Raw genomic sequence first — 17995 nt, 5'->3', positions numbered from 1 at the left:
TGAGCAGCGTATGCATTTACAATATACCCGGAAGTTCTGACAGAGCAGCGATCTCCTGATCAAATCCGATACCCTGGACCGGTTTTTTCTGTTCCCGGTTGATCCAGATGCTTCGGATGCCCGCCTGATTGGCACCGGCAATATCGGTTAACAGATTGTCCCCGATCATCACGGCATCTTCCGGGTTTGTATCCAGAAGTTTCAGAGCATGCCTGAAAATGGCCGGATCCGGTTTGCCGAAACCAAACGCCCCGGAGACCAGTATGTATTCAAAATAGGGGACGAGCTGCGGCGTCATGTCCAGTTTCGTATTCTGCAGGGAAGGCGCACCGTTTGTCAGCAGAAAAAGGTTGTAGTCTTTTTTTAATGCTGCCAGTGTTTCAAATGTGTCCGGGTAAACAAAGGGAAGATGCATCCGGTGATAGGGAAACCGGGCAGCCAGCCGGATACCAAGCGGTTCATTTTCGACCCCGTGTCTGCGCAGCGCTTCCACCCACGTTTTTCGTTGATAATCCGGCATTTCCTCGTTCATTTTTCGGAAACCTTTGTCTATTTTATCCGGAAAAGTGCCCCACAATCCTTCAAAAGGATTGATTCCAATCTGTTTCGTGAATGGATGGGATTCCAAGGCAGCATACAATTCCGCCGCCGTCTGCCGTACCGTTTCTTCAAACGCGTCCGGATCGATCCCCGTTACTTCACCTGCTTCAGTGCAGACGGCCCGCAATGCTTCTCTTACACTTTTTTTATCCCACAGCAGTGTATCGTCGAGATCAAATAATAAAGCTCTGGTCATGAATGATTCCCCTTTCTTATTCTTTTTGTTATTATAACTTCCGCAGGCAGAACAAGCATTAAAGAATTTTAGACAGAAGACTTTTATTATGAGGGAATTGATGTACAATAATAACAAGCATACGTGATTTTAAAGTATGTCAAGGTACGTTTTTAATGGTTATCCTTTTATCCGAAGAAAAATTGGAAAAATCAGCACCGGGTTTCTACACATTTATATATGTCTTCAATCCGTGTTATATTTATCTGCGGAGCTTTTGAGAAGGCTTTACCCGCATGTTAAAATAAATTGTAGCGTAAAAAAATTGTCATAAAGCAGGTGTGTAACGTTGAGAGGGGTGAGTGGAAAACAGCCGCTTTAGAATTGGTAATCATATTCGGTCAACTACATATTTTCCAACAGCCAACTATCACGTACCATTTGGAGGTAGAGCCAGATGAGCAAAAACGCAGCCAGGCAGGAACCATGGCAGGAATTTTTTGGTCCGAACCTGGGCTATTTAATGGATCTTTATGAGGAATACAAAAAAAATCCGGAAGCACTGGATGAGGAAACCCGGAAATGGTTTGACACATACGGAGCTCCGGAAACGGAAAGCACTCATACCAACGGGGCAGCAGCGCCTGTGGTATCTGCATCCAGTGATATGGATACGGTCAAAAAAACCGCTGCGGCTATCAAACTGGCCGATAATATCCGAATTCACGGCCATCTCTCGGCAGATGTCAACCCCCTTCAGGAACCAGGAGGCGAAACGTCCTTTTTGAAAGTTGACGAGTACGGGCTGACAGAAGAAGATCTGAAACAGCTTCCTGTCGATCTGATTTGTCCGGATGCCCCCGGGCATATTGAAAACGGTTTTGAAGCAGTAAACCACCTGAAAGAAATGTATACCAGGTCGATTGCTTTTGAATTTGAGCATGTTCACGATGTAGAAGAGCACAAATGGCTCAATAAGCAGGTCGAGTCCGGCGGAATATACGGCTCCCTTTCCGCAGAAAAACGTAAGAAAACGTTTCAGAGCCTGACTGCGGTGGAAAGTTTTGAGCAGTTTGTCCACAAAACATTTGTAGGACAGAAACGTTTTTCCATTGAGGGAGTGGATACACTCGTACCGATGCTGGATGAGTTTTCACAGGATGCAATTCAGGACGGTGCCCGCGATGTCATGATCGGTATGGCACACCGCGGAAGACTGAGCGTGCTCGCACACGTACTCGGAAAACCTTATGACCTTATTTTTTCGGAATTTCAGCATGCCCCGAATAAAGATCTTGTCCCTTCCGAAGGTTCTATCGGTATCAACTACGGATGGACAGGAGATGTAAAATATCATCTCGGGGCCCATAAAAAAGTCGAACAGGAATCATTTGATTCAAGAATCACCCTGGCGAATAATCCCAGCCACCTTGAGTTCGTAAATCCAGTGGTGGAAGGATACGCCCGCGCTTCCCAGGACGACAACTCCCGTCCCGGCTTTCCGCAGCAGGATACATCCAAAGCAGTCGCCGTTCTTATTCACGGAGATGCAGCGTTTCCCGGAGAAGGCATTGTAACGGAAACATTGAACATGAGTCGTTTGAAAGGGTATCAAACAGGCGGCACCCTCCATATCATTGCAAATAACCAACTTGGTTTTACGACCGACACTCATGATTCAAGGTCCACGACGTACGCGAGTGATCCGGCGAAAGGATATGAGATCCCGATTGTACACGTGAACGCGGATGATCCGGATGCCTGTATGGCAGCCGTAAAGCTTGCTTATGAATACAGGAACCGCTTCAGCAAGGACTTTTTGATCGATTTAATCGGCTACCGCCGGTTCGGACACAATGAAATGGATGAACCGGTGGCCACCCAGCCTTACATGTACGATGTTATTAAAGAACATCCGCGGGTGCGTGAAGTGTATGCAGATGAACTCATAAAAGAGAACGTGTTGAGCGGGGAGGAGTCGGAAAATATAAAGCAGGAGACCGATCAGCTGCTGACCTCCCAATATGACAAAGTTGCTGATGCACTGAAAGAAGAGCCGGTGGAAGAAGAGATTCCGGAGGAAGTGGAACGCAGACTTCCGGTGGTCGACACGTCTGTCGAAACGGAAAAATTAAAACAGATCAACAGGGAATTGATCACCTGGCCTGAAGGCTTCAACGTTTTTCCGAAACTGAAAAAGATACTCGAACGCCGGGAAGGACAGCTGGAAGAAGGCGGAAAAATCGACTGGGCCCATGCCGAAACACTGGCCTATGCCACTATACTTTCGGATGGAACACCGGTCCGTCTGACCGGACAGGATACACAGCGGGGAACTTTTGCCCACCGCCACCTTGTCCTTCATGATTACCAAAATGGTGATATCTATTCACCGCTTCATACTCTTTCCAAGGCTGATGCATCTTTTGCGATTTACAACAGCCCGCTTTCCGAAGCGTCCATTGTTGGATTTGAATACGGGTATAACGTGCATGAACCGAGCACCCTGGTTTTGTGGGAAGCACAGTTTGGAGACTTCGCCAATGCCGCGCAGGTTATTTTTGACCAGTTTGTCTCCGCCGGCCGGGCGAAATGGGGACAGAAATCCGGCATCGTTTTCCTGCTGCCGCACGCTTACGAAGGACAGGGCCCGGAACATTCAAGTGCACGTCTGGAACGCTTCCTGACTCTCGCCGCGGAAAACAACTGGAATGTGGCCAATCTCACAAGTTCGGCGCAGTATTTTCATTTGCTCCGCCGGCAGGCTGCGACGCTTGGAACCGAAGAAATGAGACCATTGGTGCTTATGACGCCGAAAAGTCTTCTCCGCAACCAGAACGTATCGTCATCCCCGGAAGAACTCACGAACGATCATTTTCATGCAGTTATGGAAGAACCGTTGACCGGAGGGGAAAAAGAGAAAATAAAACGGATGATTTTTGCTTCCGGTAAAATAGCCGTTGATCTGCATGAAGCAATGGATGAAGACAACGTTCCGGACTGGCTGCATATCATCCGGGTCGAGGAACTCTATCCATTCCCGGAAGAAGAAATCAAACAGATTTTAGCGGAATATCCAAATGTCAATGAACTGCGCTGGGTACAGGAAGAACCGGAAAACATGGGGGCCTGGAGCTACATCCAGCCGTTTCTGAGAAGTATTGCGCCTGACCACGCTGAAACAGGATATATTGGAAGAAGAAGGCGCTCCAGTCCGTCCGAAGGAGATCCAAAAGCACACAAAAAAGAACAAAGCCGCATCATTAACAATGCCCTGACAGGAAAAGAATAAGGAGGACTCATCCATGGCGGAAATTAAAGTACCAGAGCTTGCGGAATCCATCACAGAAGGAACTATTGCAGAATGGTTGAAACAGCCGGGCGATTCAGTGGAAAAAGGGGAGAACATCGCCGAACTTGAAACAGATAAAATTAATGTAGAGATCACATCCGAACATTCCGGTGTTATTCAGGACTTGGCAAAAGAAGCCGGCGACACGGTGGAAGTCGGCGATGTTATCGGCCATATTGATGAAAGCGGTCAGGCCTCCGCCTCCGCCTCCGCCGGCAGCGGAGATTCTTCCACAGAAAAAAGTACACCGGAAAAAACATCCGAAAAAGCCGCAGAGCCGGCTGAAACATCATCTGCTGAAGATGGGAGCAGTGATGAACCGGATGACAATTCCGAAGAACGTCCGGTAGCTTCCCCGGCAGCACGTAAGATGGCCAGAGAAAAAGGACTGGATTTACATGCCGTGCCGACTAAGGATCCAATGGGGCGGGTAAGAAAAGAAGACGTTGAAAACTATGAAAGCAATAAAGCTGCTGCTACCGCCAGCCAGCAGACATCAGCCAAAGAAAGCGCTCCTGCCCCGAAAGATGAATTTGACGGAAAGCCGGTGGAACGGATCAGAATGTCGAGGCGCCGTCAGACTATAGCCAGCCGGCTTGTAGATGTGCAGCAGCATACAGCAATGCTGACCACCTTTAATGAAATTGATATGAGTGCCGTGATGGATGTTCGGAAGCGGTGGAAAGAAACATTCCAGGAACAGCACGATGTCCGCCTCGGATTCATGTCCTTTTTTACAAAAGCGGTAATTGCTGCCCTCAAACACTTTCCGCTGCTCAACGCGGAAATTGACGGTAACGAGATTATTCAAAAGCAGTTTTATGATATCGGCATGGCTGTTTCCACCGAAGACGGACTCGTCGTTCCTGTCGTGCGGGATGCAGATCGGAAATCCTTTGCTGAACTGGAGCAGGAAGTCATTGATCTATCCCTGAAAGCACGTGATAACAAGCTGAGTCTGAAAGACCTCCAGGGCGGCTCGTTCACCATCACCAATGGTGGTGTATTCGGTTCCCTGCTTTCCACGCCGATCTTGAATGCCCCGCAGGTTGGTATTCTTGGTATGCACAAGATTCAGTGGCGCCCGGTGGCCATCGATCAGGAAAAGATGGAAAACCGTCCGATGATGTACATTGCTCTTTCCTATGACCATCGTATCGTGGACGGAAAGGAAGCCGTCAGCTTCCTCGTCAAAATCAAAGAACTTCTTGAAGATCCGGAATCACTGTTACTGGAAGGTTGAACATAAAAAAGGACTGTCCAATAAGGGCAGTCCTTTTTTATGATGTGTTGACTAAAGTTCATAAAATACGCAGGGCAACCTCCAATAATACTGACATTTTTCGATAAGATTTGATGTATAGTTATGAATCTTGTTTAATTTAAATTAAATTAAAATTCCTCTATGTATCTATTGATAAATACATATATCTTTGTGTTATAATTTATTTACACTTTACAAAGTGAGGAAACAGCAGGGGGAGGTCTTACGTATGACCAGCATTAATCTTGATAAAAAATCAGCAGCCTGGATAAGTAAAAACGGTGGTTTCGTTGCTCTGCATCCATTTTATCCTTTCCATCAAAACAAACAGCGCGGGCCTGTAGATGTTATGATGTCATTTGAAAATCCTGAAACCACAGCCGACTATGAAATAGTCACCTGCCATGGAATTACGCTTTATATTCACCGTGACCTTCAAATAAAGCGTGAGCTCCGGATCAGAATCAGCGGATTTGGTCCGTTCCAGCATCTCAGCTGCAGCGGAATTAAACACTTCAGAAAGAAATCAGGCGCTTGAATATTCAGAAAATGGCGGAAGTTTTGAAACGGGCAGACATAAACCAATCCTTCAAATAAACCAGGAAAAAGAAGACGGTCCGAAAAAAGCAGGGGAGTCTTCTTTTTTTATGCCGGTACTCCGGTATTTGTCATCCAGCTGTTTTCAGACGTCAAGACTTTATCTTTTTTCAACATTTGTATAAAATGAAAAAAGCGAACATATGATTTCCGTTATCTTTAAATCGTTTTGTCAAGTCGGGGGGAACGACCATGACTGTCCGTTTTTTTACCGGTAGAACCGGTACAGGGAAAACGTCCGCCATTCAGAATGAAATCGTGCAGACATTAAAACAAACATCCGTACCGGATCGTTCTGTCATTTATCTGGTTCCGGACCAGATGACATTCCAGGCTGAACAGAGCCTGGTTTCAAAACTGGGGACCGGGTTCACCAGCCTGCGCGTATTGAGCTTTTCCCGGATGGCCTGGAACGTCCTGCAGGAGACCGGCGGGATTACCCGGACCTACCTGCAGCAGCACGGTATTCACGTACTTATTCGTAAAATTATCGAAGAACAAAAAGCAGCCTTTCGTCTGTATGAGTCTGCTTCCAATAAAACAGGTTTTATCGAGCAGATGGAGCAGTTCATCACCGAATGCAAACGCCAGATGGTCTCGATTCCCGGACTGCATGAAAAATTAAGGGAACTGGATGACAGGGCGGACAAATCGGGACAGGAACAGGTTCTTGCCGATAAACTGCATGATATTTTAACGGTCTGGGAGCATACCGAGGATTTTCTTGGAGATCGTTATGCCGGAGCGGAAGATTATCTGCAGATGCTGGCTGAACGAATCCCGTCCTCCACCTTTCTTCATCAAGCCGACATTTATGTCGACGGGTTCCATTCTTTTACACCACAGGAGTACAATGTTCTCCAGTCCCTGTACTATCATGTGTCCGATATGACAGTTGCTTTGACCCTGGATCAACCTGATAATGACAAACCGCCGTCTATGCTCGATTTATTTTATCAACCGGCGGTGACGTATCAGAAACTGATGGAAATGAGCAGAAGCAGCGATGCCGGAACGGTCGAGACGATTCACTTTTCCGCCGGCAGAAAACATCAAAGCTCCGGTCTGTTCCATCTGGAGCGATGTTTCGAAAAAAGGCCGATCGAACCAGGACCGGTTGATGATGATATTTTTCTTTCCACGGCAGTGAACCGCCGAACCGAGATAGAAGCCGCGGCGCGTGAAATAAATGAACTGGTGCGTGAAGAGTTCCGATACAAAGATATAGCTGTAGTTACCCGGAATATGGCAGACTATAGTGAAATGCTTCAGTCTGTCTTCCGCGATTACGGCATCCCCTTGTTTATGGACCAGAAGCGGCCGATGCTCAATCATCCGGTAGTGGAATGCCTCCGGTCTTCGCTGGAGGTTCTGTCGGTCGGATGGCGGTATGAACCCTTGTTCCGTGCTTGGAAAACGGACATGTTCTTTTCTCTTGATGAAAACTGGAAAGAGGCGAAGGAAGAACTGGATCACCTGGAAAATTACGTGCTGGCTTATGGAATACAGGAAAAGCACTGGAAACAGAAAGAAAACTGGTCCTTCACAAAAGCCCGGACAAATCAAGAGGGAGAACAGTCCAAAACCATTGAAGATGTCTCTGTCGAGGAGCAGTTAAACCAATCGAGAAGACGTATGGCCGACCCGCTGTTACACCTCGAAAAGCAGATGAAAAAAGCAGAAACCGTGAAGGATTACTGCAAGACGTTGTATACTTTCATCGAAAACCTGTCGATAGCGGAGAAAATCGAAAAAATCCGTGATGAAGATCTTGCTAAAAATGATCTTTCGAAAGCTGGAGAACACGATCAGGTATGGAACGCGCTCGTGGACTTACTGGAGCAGATGGTCGAAATGGCCGGCGCGGAAACCGTGTCGTTTCAGACATTTTATCAGATGATGGAAACTGGTTTACAATCCATGTCGTTTGCGCTCGTTCCTCCTGCTGTGGATCAGGTAACTGCAGCAGATATGGAAAGATCCCGGGTTGCACAGGTGCGTGTCTGTTTTATTTTAGGAGTAAATGAAGGCATTCTGCCTGCATCGTTTGAAGAAGAGGGAATATTGACGGATGAAGAACGGCAGTGGTTTAACCGGGAGGGCATAGAACTTGCCGATGACGCGGAAACAAGACTTTTGAATGAACAGTTTCTTATCTACAGGGCACTGTCTCTTCCCAGGGAGAAACTTTATATCAGCCGGCCGCTGGCAGACGAAGAAGGACGGACGCTGCAGACGTCCAGGTTAATCGGTCAAATCAAAGACATGTTCCCTGGACTTGAAGATAAGCTGCTTTTTAATGAACCGCAGGAATATCCGGAGGATGAACAGGAAGTCTTCGCCGGTGCGAACCGGAAAACCCGCTCCTTTTTGACTTACCAGCTGCAAAGGTGGAAACAGGGATACCCGGTGGCACCTGTCTGGTGGGATATTTATAACTGGTTTGTTGTTCATGCGCCGCGGCCTTCCCTGCAGGTCATGACAAACAGCCTCTTTTTCACCAATCAAGCCGTTCCGGTATCCACGTCCTTAACGAAACAACTGTACGGCCAGCCGCTGAAAGCCAGCGTTTCCAGGGTGGAACAGTTCGAATCCTGTGCATTTGCCCAATTTGCTTCATACGGGCTCCGCCTTCGGGAACGGGAGCTGTATAAACTGGAAGCGCCCGATATCGGTCAGTTATTTCACGGAGCCTTAAAAGAAATGAGCGAGCAGATTCAACAGGAAGGAAAACAGTGGGGAACACTCTCTGCAGAAGAATGCAGAAGCTATGCGAAAAAGTCTGTCAGCCGGGTTGTGCCGACGATTCAAAGAGAAATTCTGCTGAGCAGCAGCCGCTACCGCTACCTGCAGCAGAAACTTGAAACCACCGTCGTGCGTGCCTCTGATATGTTACGCCAGCAAGCCGGTGTTTCAGGATTTACGCCGATGGGTCTGGAACTTGGATTTGGTCCCGACGAGACACTGCCGCCCCTTACCTTCACTCTGTCTGACGGAACAAAAATGGAAGTGGCCGGACGCATTGACCGTGTTGATGGGGCGGAAGGGGAAAACGGCTTTTATGTCCGGATCATCGACTACAAGTCCGGTGCAAAGGATATCCGCCTGTCTGAAGTATATTACGGTCTTGCCCTGCAGATGCTTGTTTATCTCGATGTAGTGCTTTCCTTTTCTGAAGAATGGATCGGGAAGGAAAATCTTAAGCCGGCCGGGGTTCTTTATTTTCATATACACAATCCCTTTCTGCAGGTACCCACCCGGATGAGCGCGGATGAACTGGAGCAGGAATTCCTGAAACGATTTAAAATGAAGGGACTTCTGATGGCCGAGGAAGAACCGGTGAGACTGATGGATACCTCTCTATCGACCGGTTACTCCCAGGTGGTGCCTGCAGCTATCAAAAAGGACGGCTCGTTTTACTCCAATTCATCGGTGCTCAGAGATGAACAGTTTGAAGCGATGCGTACGTTCATCCGTTCAAAGCTTCAACATGATGGTGACAAAATGATGGAGGGAAGAACAGATATCCATCCGTTTAAAAACGGGCAGGCCACCGCCTGTATGTATTGTTCTTTCCGCTCTGTCTGTCAGTTCGATACATCGTTTGAATCGAACAGTTACCGTATGCTCCGTCAAAACCAGGAGGAGATTGTGTCGCACCTTTTCTCCCCGGAGAAGGAGGAAGATGAATAAGATGGGAATACCTGAAAAACCGCAGCACTCCGGATGGACGGATAACCAGTGGGAAGCCGTATCCCGGACGGGGGCGGATATGCTTGTCTCCGCAGCCGCCGGAAGCGGAAAGACCGCTGTATTGGTGGAGAGGATCATCCATAAAATGACCGATCCGGACCAGCTTGTGGATGTGGACCGGCTTCTTATCGTCACGTTCACGAAGGCTGCAGCCGCAGAAATGAAGGGACGTATTTCAGCCGCCCTTGCCAGGGAACTCAACAAACATCCCGGCTCGCTTCATCTTCAGCGGCAGCTCTCCCTCGTCAACCGGGCTCAGGTCTCCACCCTGCATTCGTTCTGCATGAGTGTGATCCGCAAGTATTATTATAAAATAAACATAGATCCGCAATTCCGGATTCTCGACGAAACGGAAGGGGAACTCATGCGGGACGAAGTGCTGGAAAACGTGCTGGAAGATAAGTTCAATGCTCCGGAAAACGACGCTTTCCTGAAAGCAGCCGAACGCTTCAGCAGTGACCGCAGTGACGAAGGGGTGAGGACCATCTTGCGTAAACTGTTCCATTTTTCCAGAGCTCATCCCAATCCGCATCAATGGCTGCAACAAACTGCGGAAAGCTATCAGATTTCAGACAGCACCCCCGTTGAAACAACGGATTGGGGACGGGAAATCCGGGAGGACGCCGATGTCCGGATCCATGCATCACTGGAGAAACTCATCCAGGCTGAAGCTGTCTGCCGAAGGCCTCATGGACCTCAGGGCTATCTAAAAACCCTGGAAGAAGATAAAGCGATGGTCCAGCACCTTCGTGAAATACCGGATTGGAAAAGCCTGTATGAACAGCTTCAGGCAGCAGCGTTTTCCAAACTTCAGACCATCAAAAAAGACGATGACGTGGATGAAACATTGCAGAACCGCGTGAAAACCCTTCGCGATGAAGTGAAAAAAGAGATCCGTTCGCTTCAGACAGAAGCTTTCAGCGTCCCGCCGGAAGATCACCGGCAGGCCATATATGACATGGCCGATTCCATCAATGAGTTGACCCGGACAGTGCTGGAATTTTCGAAAAGGTACGAGGAAGCAAAAGCAGAAAAAAACGTCGTCGATTTTGCGGATCTGGAACATTTAAGTCTATCGATTCTACGGATGGAAGGCTCAGAAGCAGCGGAGGAGTATCAGAACTGGTTTGAAGAAATTATGATTGATGAATACCAGGATACCAATCATACTCAGGAAACCATTCTGAAAACAATCGCAAAAGGGCAGAACCTGTTTTATGTCGGAGATGTCAAACAGAGTGTTTACCGATTCCGTATGGCCGATCCAGGGTTGTTCCTTGAAAAATATCAAACCTACAGCCCAAACAGTGACGAACCCGGACGGCTCATTCATCTTGATCAAAATTTTCGGAGCAGGGAAGAAGTGATTCAGGCTGTCAACTTTGTTTTCCGCCAGCTGATGGACGTCTCCACCGGGGAAATGGATTATGATGAAGCAGCGGAACTCAAAGCGGGAAATAAGGACTACCCGGAGAATGTCGAAGAACCGGAACTTGTGCTGATCAATAAAGGAACGCCACTTTCCGGCACAGCCGATGAGGATATGGAAGATCTGGAAACAGCCCAGCTGGAAGCAAGATGGAGCGCAAGGAGAATCAGGCAGATGCTTCAAGAGGGACACCAGGTACTGGATAAAGAAACGAAGCAGATGCGGAAGATGACTTTTCGTGATGTCGTTATTCTGATGCGCTCGATGAGCTGGGCTTCCACTTTTGTAGAAGAATGCAGGAAAGAAGGACTTCCGATTTATGCGGAACTAAGCGGAGGCTACTTTGAAGCGGTAGAGATAAATGTCATGCTCTCACTATTGAAAATCATCGATAATCCAAGACAGGATATACCGCTGGCTTCTGTTCTCCGTTCACCGATAGGCGGCATGAATGAAGAAGAACTGGCCGCCATTCGTACGATGGACAAACACGGGTCGTTTTATGATGCGCTGAAAAAAGCGGCTGCCGCAGCGGCTGACACGACCTGGAAAGAAAAATGCAGCTCTTTCTGCGACAGGCTGCAGGACTGGCGAGAGAGAGCGCGAAGCGAAGCTTTATCCGAGTTCATATGGGATCTGCAGCAGGAAACCGGATATTACGATTTCGCCGGGGGGCTCCCCGGGGGCCGGCAGCGGCAGGCCAACCTTCTCGCCCTGTATGACCGGGCCAGGACATATGAAAAGACCTCCTTCCGGGGACTGTTCCGGTTTCTGAAATTTATCGAGCGGATGCAGGAGCGCGGTGACGACCTTGGGACAGCACGGGCATTGAGCGAACAGGAAGATGTCATTCGTCTCATGACCATCCATAAAAGCAAGGGGCTGGAGTTCCCTGTCGTAATTCTCGCGGGAATGAACAAAATGTTTAATTTTCAGGATCTCAACCAGCCTGTTCTTTTTCATAAGGAACTGGGCATCGGATCCCGCCATATAGATGCGGAGCAGAGGGTGATGACAGATTCGGTACCGCACCTTGCCGTTAAAATCAGAAATCATAAAGAAAGCATTGCCGAAGAAATGAGGATTCTCTACGTTGCCATGACAAGAGCAAGAGAGAAATTAATTATGACCGGCACGCTTCAAAGAGCAGAAAAAACGCTGGATGAATGGGCGGCGGGATATAACTATGAACAGCTGCTGCTCCCGGAATGGAAACGGCGGAAGGCAAAATCTTTTCTGGACTGGGTAGGACCGGCTGTGTTCCGACACCGCGCTGCCGTTCCTTACTACAAAGAGGAGGAAGAGGTTCATCACGGGCTCTTCAACGATCCAGTGCCGTGGATCATTAATCTGGTGGAACGTTCAGATCTTCCGTCCGTGGAAGAACATGCGCCGGAGGTGGACGAAAAGGTGGAGGACGCACTGCTGCATGCAGAACAGGTTCCTTTTTCCTCCGACCATAGTTCCGATATCGAGGAACGCCTTGCCTGGGAGTATCCGTACCAGACATCTGTCCATACCCGTTCCAAACAAACCGTCAGCGAATATAAGAAAACAGTGCAGGATGAATACAGTGAACCGGTATACCATCCGGTTTTCCATTCACAGTACGCCCACAGACCATCCTTTATGCAGGAGACCGGAATCAAACCAGAAGAAAAAGGAACAGCCCTTCATACGTTTATGCAGCATCTTCCGCTTGATAAAGAAATCACTCCGGCGTTCTGCCGGACGTTTGCCGGAAGACTAGTGGAAAAAGAGTTGTTAACCGAAGAGCAGGCAGCGGTTATTGACGTACATGAGGCGGCCGCTTTCTTTCAGACTGAAATAGGAAGAAGAATGCAGAAGGCTCCCCGGGTTTATCGGGAAACAGCTTTCACTTATGGAATAGATGGAACACCGGAACAGGATCTGGTGCTTCTGCAGGGGGCTGTCGACTGTATTTTTCAGGAAGAGGACGGGACCACCGTTCTGATTGATTATAAAACAGATGCGTATGCGAGCCGGTATCCAGGCAGTCCCCGCAAAGCCGAAGAAATGATGAAACAAAGGTATCAATCCCAGATCTCCCTGTACCGCGAAGCCGTCTCTGCAATATGGGAAACAGAAATCCAGGAGGCTTACATTTACGCATTTGATGGAGGACAATGGATCGATATGAACGAACAGGAGACGTTATCATGAGAGTACTTCATACCGCCGACTGGCACATCGGGCGGACATTGGAAGGCAGAAGCCGACTGGCGGAGCACACTGCCTTTCTCGAAGAGCTGGAACAGATCATTCAGGACGAAGGAGCAGACGTTCTTATCATGGCGGGTGACGTGTTTGATTCCGTGAATCCTCCTGCAGACGCTGAAGCGCTGTTCTATGAAAAAATGGCTGCTATCAACAGCCGCTGCGGCATCCCGATTGTCATCATTGCCGGCAACCATGACCACCCTGAGCGGCTGGAAGCTCCGCGCCGGCTCGCTGCCGCGCAGAATATCCATATTCTCGGTCATCCCGGCCGTACACCGCTCGTAATCCCGGTTGGAAATGAAACGCTTCAGCTTGCTGCGCTTCCATATCCGTCTGAAGCAAGAATGAAAACACTGTTCAGCAGAGATCCGGAAGAAAAGAAAATACAGATGGCCTACCAGAAAAAAATCAGAGAGCTGTTTGAAGCAATGACAGCTTCGTTCAGCCCCGGGGCGGTCCGTATCGCCATGAGCCATGTTTTTGCTGCCGGCGGTTCGGAAAGCGACTCCGAACGCCCGATTGAAGTAGGCGGTGCTTATACGCTTTCCGCGGATACTTTTCCGGAACATGTCCAGTATACTGCTCTCGGACACCTTCACCGCCCCCAGTATATTCACCATCCCGACTATCCGGTTCGTTACGCCGGATCGCCGATTGCTTTCAGTTTTTCAGAAGCCGGCCATCAAAAATCGGTGACCCTCCTGGATATAAAAGCAGATCAGGCATCTCCCGATATTCATGAAATCCCGGTTTCAAGCGGCAGTCCGCTCGTGAAATGGAAGGCTGATCAAGGGATGGAACAAGTGAAGACCTGGATCGGAGAAAAGAAAGATATGAATGCCTGGGTGGAACTGCAGCTTCATTTAGATGACACGCCATCGATGGAAGATATCCAGCTTATTCGACAACACCATCCGGGGATTGTGCACATTTATCCTGTCTTTCCGGAACAATCGGAGACATCACAGGTGGAAAAAAGAAGCAGCCTTCCGATTGATGACCTCTTTCAGAAGTTCTATGAAAAGCAGACAGGAGGAGCTGCGCCGGATCAGGAATTAGTGCAGTTATTTATGGAATTGGTAGAGGAAGGGGATCAACCATAATGCGTCCGCTGGAATTATCATTGAAAGGCCTTCACAGCTTCAGAGAAAAACAGACGGTCCATTTTACCGACCTTATCAGGGAGGGCATCTTCGGTATATTCGGACCGACAGGCAGTGGAAAATCCTCCATTCTGGATGCCATGACGCTCGCGTTATACGGCAGTGTGGAAAGAGCCCCAAATAATACGAATGGTATTATTAATCAGGCAGAAAATGACTTATTTGTCTCTTTTACGTTTCAACTGGGAAGCGGAGATCACAAGACCGTATTGAAAGTAGAGCGCACATACAAACGCTCAGGCAGCCATCATGTGAAAACGGCCGGGGCTCGTCTTCATGATCTGACCGGATCTCCAACGGTTCTTGCGGATAAAACAAGTGATGTGAATAAGAAAGTAGAACAAACGCTCGGTTTGTCTATCCATGATTTCACGCGGGCTGTCGTTCTTCCCCAGGGGAAATTTTCGGAATTTCTCACATTAAAGGGGAATGAACGACGTTTAATGCTTCAACGGATCTTTCAACTGGAGAAGTATGGAGACCAGTTGATCAAAAAAGTGAAAACAGGACTGCAGGATGCTGTACACGCCCGGGAGCGGATCGAGTCGGAACAGCAGGGACTGGGAAGCGACCCGGCGGCTTTCAAAAGAGCCGGACATGAGAAAGCCTATTGGGAAAACCGGCTTCAGGAGGTTCTTACCGATAGAAAGCACATCGAAGAAAAATGGCAGCGGATGAAACAGCACCGTCAGTGGGAGCAGGAATGGAAGGAAAGTGTGCAGAAGCGAAACGAACTGCTGGCTCAGCAAGGCGTGATGGAAGAGCAACGCAGACAGCTTGAACGTTCCGCAACAGCGGAAATACTGCTTCCTTATGCGGAAAGCATGCTGGAGGCACAGACCGAAGAACAAAAGTGGCAGGAAGAAGAAGAGAAGGCCCGTCTCCGTCTTGACAATGCCCGGACCCATTACAATAAAACGGCTCATGACATGGAAGCGTTCACCTCAGAAAAGCAGCAGGCAGAGCAGGAGATTAGACGTCGGGAGAATGACGCAGACAAAGCGGATGAATACCATTCGGAAATGGTTCAATCTAAACATGAACAAAAAAACCTTGAACAAAAGAAAAACGAGATCGAACGACGCATCGGGGAGCAAACAGCGGAAGAGGAAACGATGCAGAAGAATCTGGAAAAATACGAACAGGCTGTCGAGGACTTCCAGGTCGAAATGGAACACTTACAGCAATCCATGGAAGATCCTTATGCATTGATGCAGGCGAAAGAAGAGAAGCAGAGCATCCGTCAGCTGCAGCAGCAGTATGATCAGCTCCAGGACGAAAAGAAAGCGGAGAACAGCCGGGAGCTCACTTTTTCCAGCAGATTAAAAGACTACAAAAGAGATAGACTGAAGCGGCAGGAGCATTTGGAAGAGAGGTTCAGGCAGCTGCTATATTGGTACAATAAATGTTCAGATGAGCTTCCATGGCTCGAACAAATTATCCATCAACTCCAACAGTGGTCCGACAACTGTCGTGATGAAGCGGAACAAATAAAGCAGCATGCGGCAGCAGCCGGGCTGGCCGCCCGGTTAATCGAAGATTCGGCATGCCCGGTCTGTGGCTCCATCCACCATCCCTCACCTGCCAAAAAAGAAAAAACAGAGCAGGACGCAGTCAATATTATGGAAAGAAAAGATAGATTGGATGAATGGGTCCAGCGTCTCCAACAGGCAAAGATGCAGTTCCGGCAACGACAATGGCTGCTTCAGCAGTTGTCAGATCAAATGACAGGTATGATTCCAAGACCTGTAAACCCTTCTGAAGAACCTTTAAAGCATAAGGCGGATTGGTTTCTGCCCACGGTTCATGAGAATAAAGAATGGGAAAAAGCTCTCGAAAAAAAATTAAATGAATGGGAAACAGAGGGCGGCACCATTGACTTTCTGCAGCAGGATATAGAACGGGAAAAGCAGAATATGGACCGGTTATCGATGGAAAGAAACGAACTGTTTCATCAGTGGAAAACAGCATCAAACGGCCTCCAGGAGAAAGTAGACCGGACCGCTGAATTATTGGAACAACTGCATGCCAAGAAAAAAGAGTGGCAGAAGACGTATCCCCGGTTCAGCTATGAAACAATCGAAGAACAACAGCGTGAGCGGATGAAACAGGATGATCGTAAACAAACGCTGCAGAAAAGGATGGAAGATGGCACTTCCTACATCCGGAAGCTGCAGCAGGATATTCAGGAAAAAAAGAATGAGCGTCACAGCACAATGGTTGAACACAAAGAAATAGAGACGAAGCTGAAACAGGTCGCTGATTATGTCCGGGAAAGAGAGAAACAGATTCAGACATTGCTGAATGACGAAGCTTCCCGGGATCTCCGCAGCCGGCTGGAACGTCACAAAAAGGAATGGTCTGATAAAGAACAGCATATGATGAGCGAGATGGAAAAAGCAGCAACAGAAAAACAGGAAGCAGAAAATGCTCATTCGGTCGCCTCCCATGCTCTTAATGAAGCCCAAAAGCGAAATAAGAGCACAGCCCGTAAATGGAAAGAACAGACGGTGAAATATACTGACATGCCAAATGAACCGGACGAAGTAAAACAGTATCTCCTATCGGATCATGATAAAACGGAAAAGGAGAGCATGATCAAACACCATGATCACTCCCTGCATTACTGGCAGAAAGCAAAGGAAGACCTGGAACCGAAGATACCGGCCCGTCCCATTTCTGAAGACGAATGGGGGAGAATGGAAAGCACGAGGAACAGTGTGCTGGAACTGGTGGATTACACAAGGGAGAAGTGGGCAGCCGCGCTGGAAACAATGAAATCCCTGGAGCAGAAAAAAGACCGCTATCAGGCATTGGAAAACGAGCGCCTGGAATGGCATAGTGAAGCCGAGAAGTACCGCAGACTGGATCAGGTGTTCCGCGGCAGAGGTTTTATTGATTTTCTGGCAGAAGAACAACTGCAGCAGGTCACACGTACTGCCTCAGAATGGCTGCGGGAGCTGACAAGAGGCAGATATGCAGTGGAAATCGATGACGAGGGCGGCTTTATTATCCGGGACGAATCAAACGCTGGATTAAAAAGACCTGTTTCGTCCTTGTCAGGAGGGGAAACGTTTCTTACAAGTCTTGCACTGGCACTAGCCTTATCCGCATCGATACAGTTGAAGGGACGCTATCCACTCGAATTTTTCTTTCTTGATGAAGGTTTTGGAACGCTCGATCAGGAGCTGCTGGATACGGTGATGACTGCTCTTGAAAAACTTCAGATGAATAACCTGGCAGTCGGCATTATCAGTCATGTTCCCGACATTCAGGAACGTCTTCTGCATAAATTAATAGTAAAAGAAGCGGAGCCCGGCGGAAAAGGAAGCAGCATAGAACAGGGATAAATGCGTTTACCGTAATTTTATTATGTAAACTAAAACCTGAGATCCACATTTTTTCTGTAAAGGACAGGTGA

At 48.3% G+C, this 17995-nt stretch carries 8 protein-coding genes; 7 read left to right on the top strand and 1 reads right to left on the bottom strand.

From position 1 onward, the window contains the following. Positions 1-16: 16 nt before the first annotated feature. Positions 17-796, bottom strand: coding sequence for an HAD family hydrolase (locus tag ACW9JV_RS09370; protein ID WP_457333587.1), 780 nt, complete (start codon positions 794-796; stop codon positions 17-19). A 436-nt stretch (positions 797-1232) separates the two neighbouring features. Here ACW9JV_RS09370 and ACW9JV_RS09365 point away from each other — a divergent pair, with 436 nt between their 5' ends. The 7 genes from ACW9JV_RS09365 (at position 1233) to ACW9JV_RS09335 (ending at position 17924) form a co-directional block, all read left to right on the top strand. Next, positions 1233-4067 (top strand): 2-oxoglutarate dehydrogenase E1 component, encoded by a 2835-nt coding sequence (locus ACW9JV_RS09365; protein WP_457333585.1) that lies wholly within the window; start codon positions 1233-1235, stop codon positions 4065-4067. 13 nt (positions 4068-4080) lie between these two features. Further along, on the top strand, positions 4081-5370 hold the full coding sequence (gene odhB, locus ACW9JV_RS09360) for a 2-oxoglutarate dehydrogenase complex dihydrolipoyllysine-residue succinyltransferase (protein ID WP_457333583.1): 1290 nt from the start codon (positions 4081-4083) through the stop codon (positions 5368-5370). Between the two features lie 250 nt (positions 5371-5620). Next, the gene (locus ACW9JV_RS09355; protein WP_457333581.1) at positions 5621-5929 is read left to right on the top strand and encodes a hypothetical protein; all 309 of its coding nucleotides are present in this window, start codon (positions 5621-5623) and stop codon (positions 5927-5929) included. Between the two features lie 251 nt (positions 5930-6180). Beyond that, on the top strand, positions 6181-9681 hold the full coding sequence (addB, locus tag ACW9JV_RS09350; protein ID WP_457333579.1) for a helicase-exonuclease AddAB subunit AddB: 3501 nt from the start codon (positions 6181-6183) through the stop codon (positions 9679-9681). Further along, the gene (addA, locus tag ACW9JV_RS09345) at positions 9674-13354 is read left to right on the top strand and encodes a helicase-exonuclease AddAB subunit AddA (RefSeq protein WP_457333577.1); all 3681 of its coding nucleotides are present in this window, start codon (positions 9674-9676) and stop codon (positions 13352-13354) included. Before addB ends, addA begins: the two co-directional genes overlap by 8 nt. Continuing rightward, entirely contained in the window at positions 13351-14514 is a 1164-nt protein-coding gene (locus ACW9JV_RS09340) for an exonuclease SbcCD subunit D (protein WP_457333575.1), read from the top strand. Before addA ends, ACW9JV_RS09340 begins: the two co-directional genes overlap by 4 nt. Beyond that, positions 14514-17924: an AAA family ATPase gene (locus ACW9JV_RS09335; RefSeq protein WP_457333573.1), complete on the top strand. Its 3411-nt coding sequence runs from the start codon at positions 14514-14516 to the stop codon at positions 17922-17924. The genes ACW9JV_RS09340 and ACW9JV_RS09335 overlap by 1 nt, the downstream gene beginning before the upstream one ends. The last annotated feature ends 71 nt before the right edge of the window (positions 17925-17995 follow it).

This window comes from Salibacterium sp. K-3, from assembly GCF_054052005.1.
This window is presented reverse-complemented; position numbering and strand designations above follow the sequence as displayed.

Bases quoted from the DNA above. Each gene is read 5' to 3' on its own strand.
- ACW9JV_RS09370 (WP_457333587.1), bottom strand. From the start codon at position 796: ATGACCAGAGCTTTATTATTTGATCTCGACGATACACTGCTGTGGGAT.
- ACW9JV_RS09365 (WP_457333585.1), top strand. From the start codon at position 1,233: ATGAGCAAAAACGCAGCCAGGCAGGAACCATGGCAGGAATTTTTTGGT.
- odhB (WP_457333583.1), top strand. From the start codon at position 4,081: ATGGCGGAAATTAAAGTACCAGAGCTTGCGGAATCCATCACAGAAGGA.
- ACW9JV_RS09355 (WP_457333581.1), top strand. From the start codon at position 5,621: ATGACCAGCATTAATCTTGATAAAAAATCAGCAGCCTGGATAAGTAAA.
- addB (WP_457333579.1), top strand. From the start codon at position 6,181: ATGACTGTCCGTTTTTTTACCGGTAGAACCGGTACAGGGAAAACGTCC.
- addA (WP_457333577.1), top strand. From the start codon at position 9,674: ATGAATAAGATGGGAATACCTGAAAAACCGCAGCACTCCGGATGGACG.
- ACW9JV_RS09340 (WP_457333575.1), top strand. From the start codon at position 13,351: ATGAGAGTACTTCATACCGCCGACTGGCACATCGGGCGGACATTGGAA.
- ACW9JV_RS09335 (WP_457333573.1), top strand. From the start codon at position 14,514: ATGCGTCCGCTGGAATTATCATTGAAAGGCCTTCACAGCTTCAGAGAA.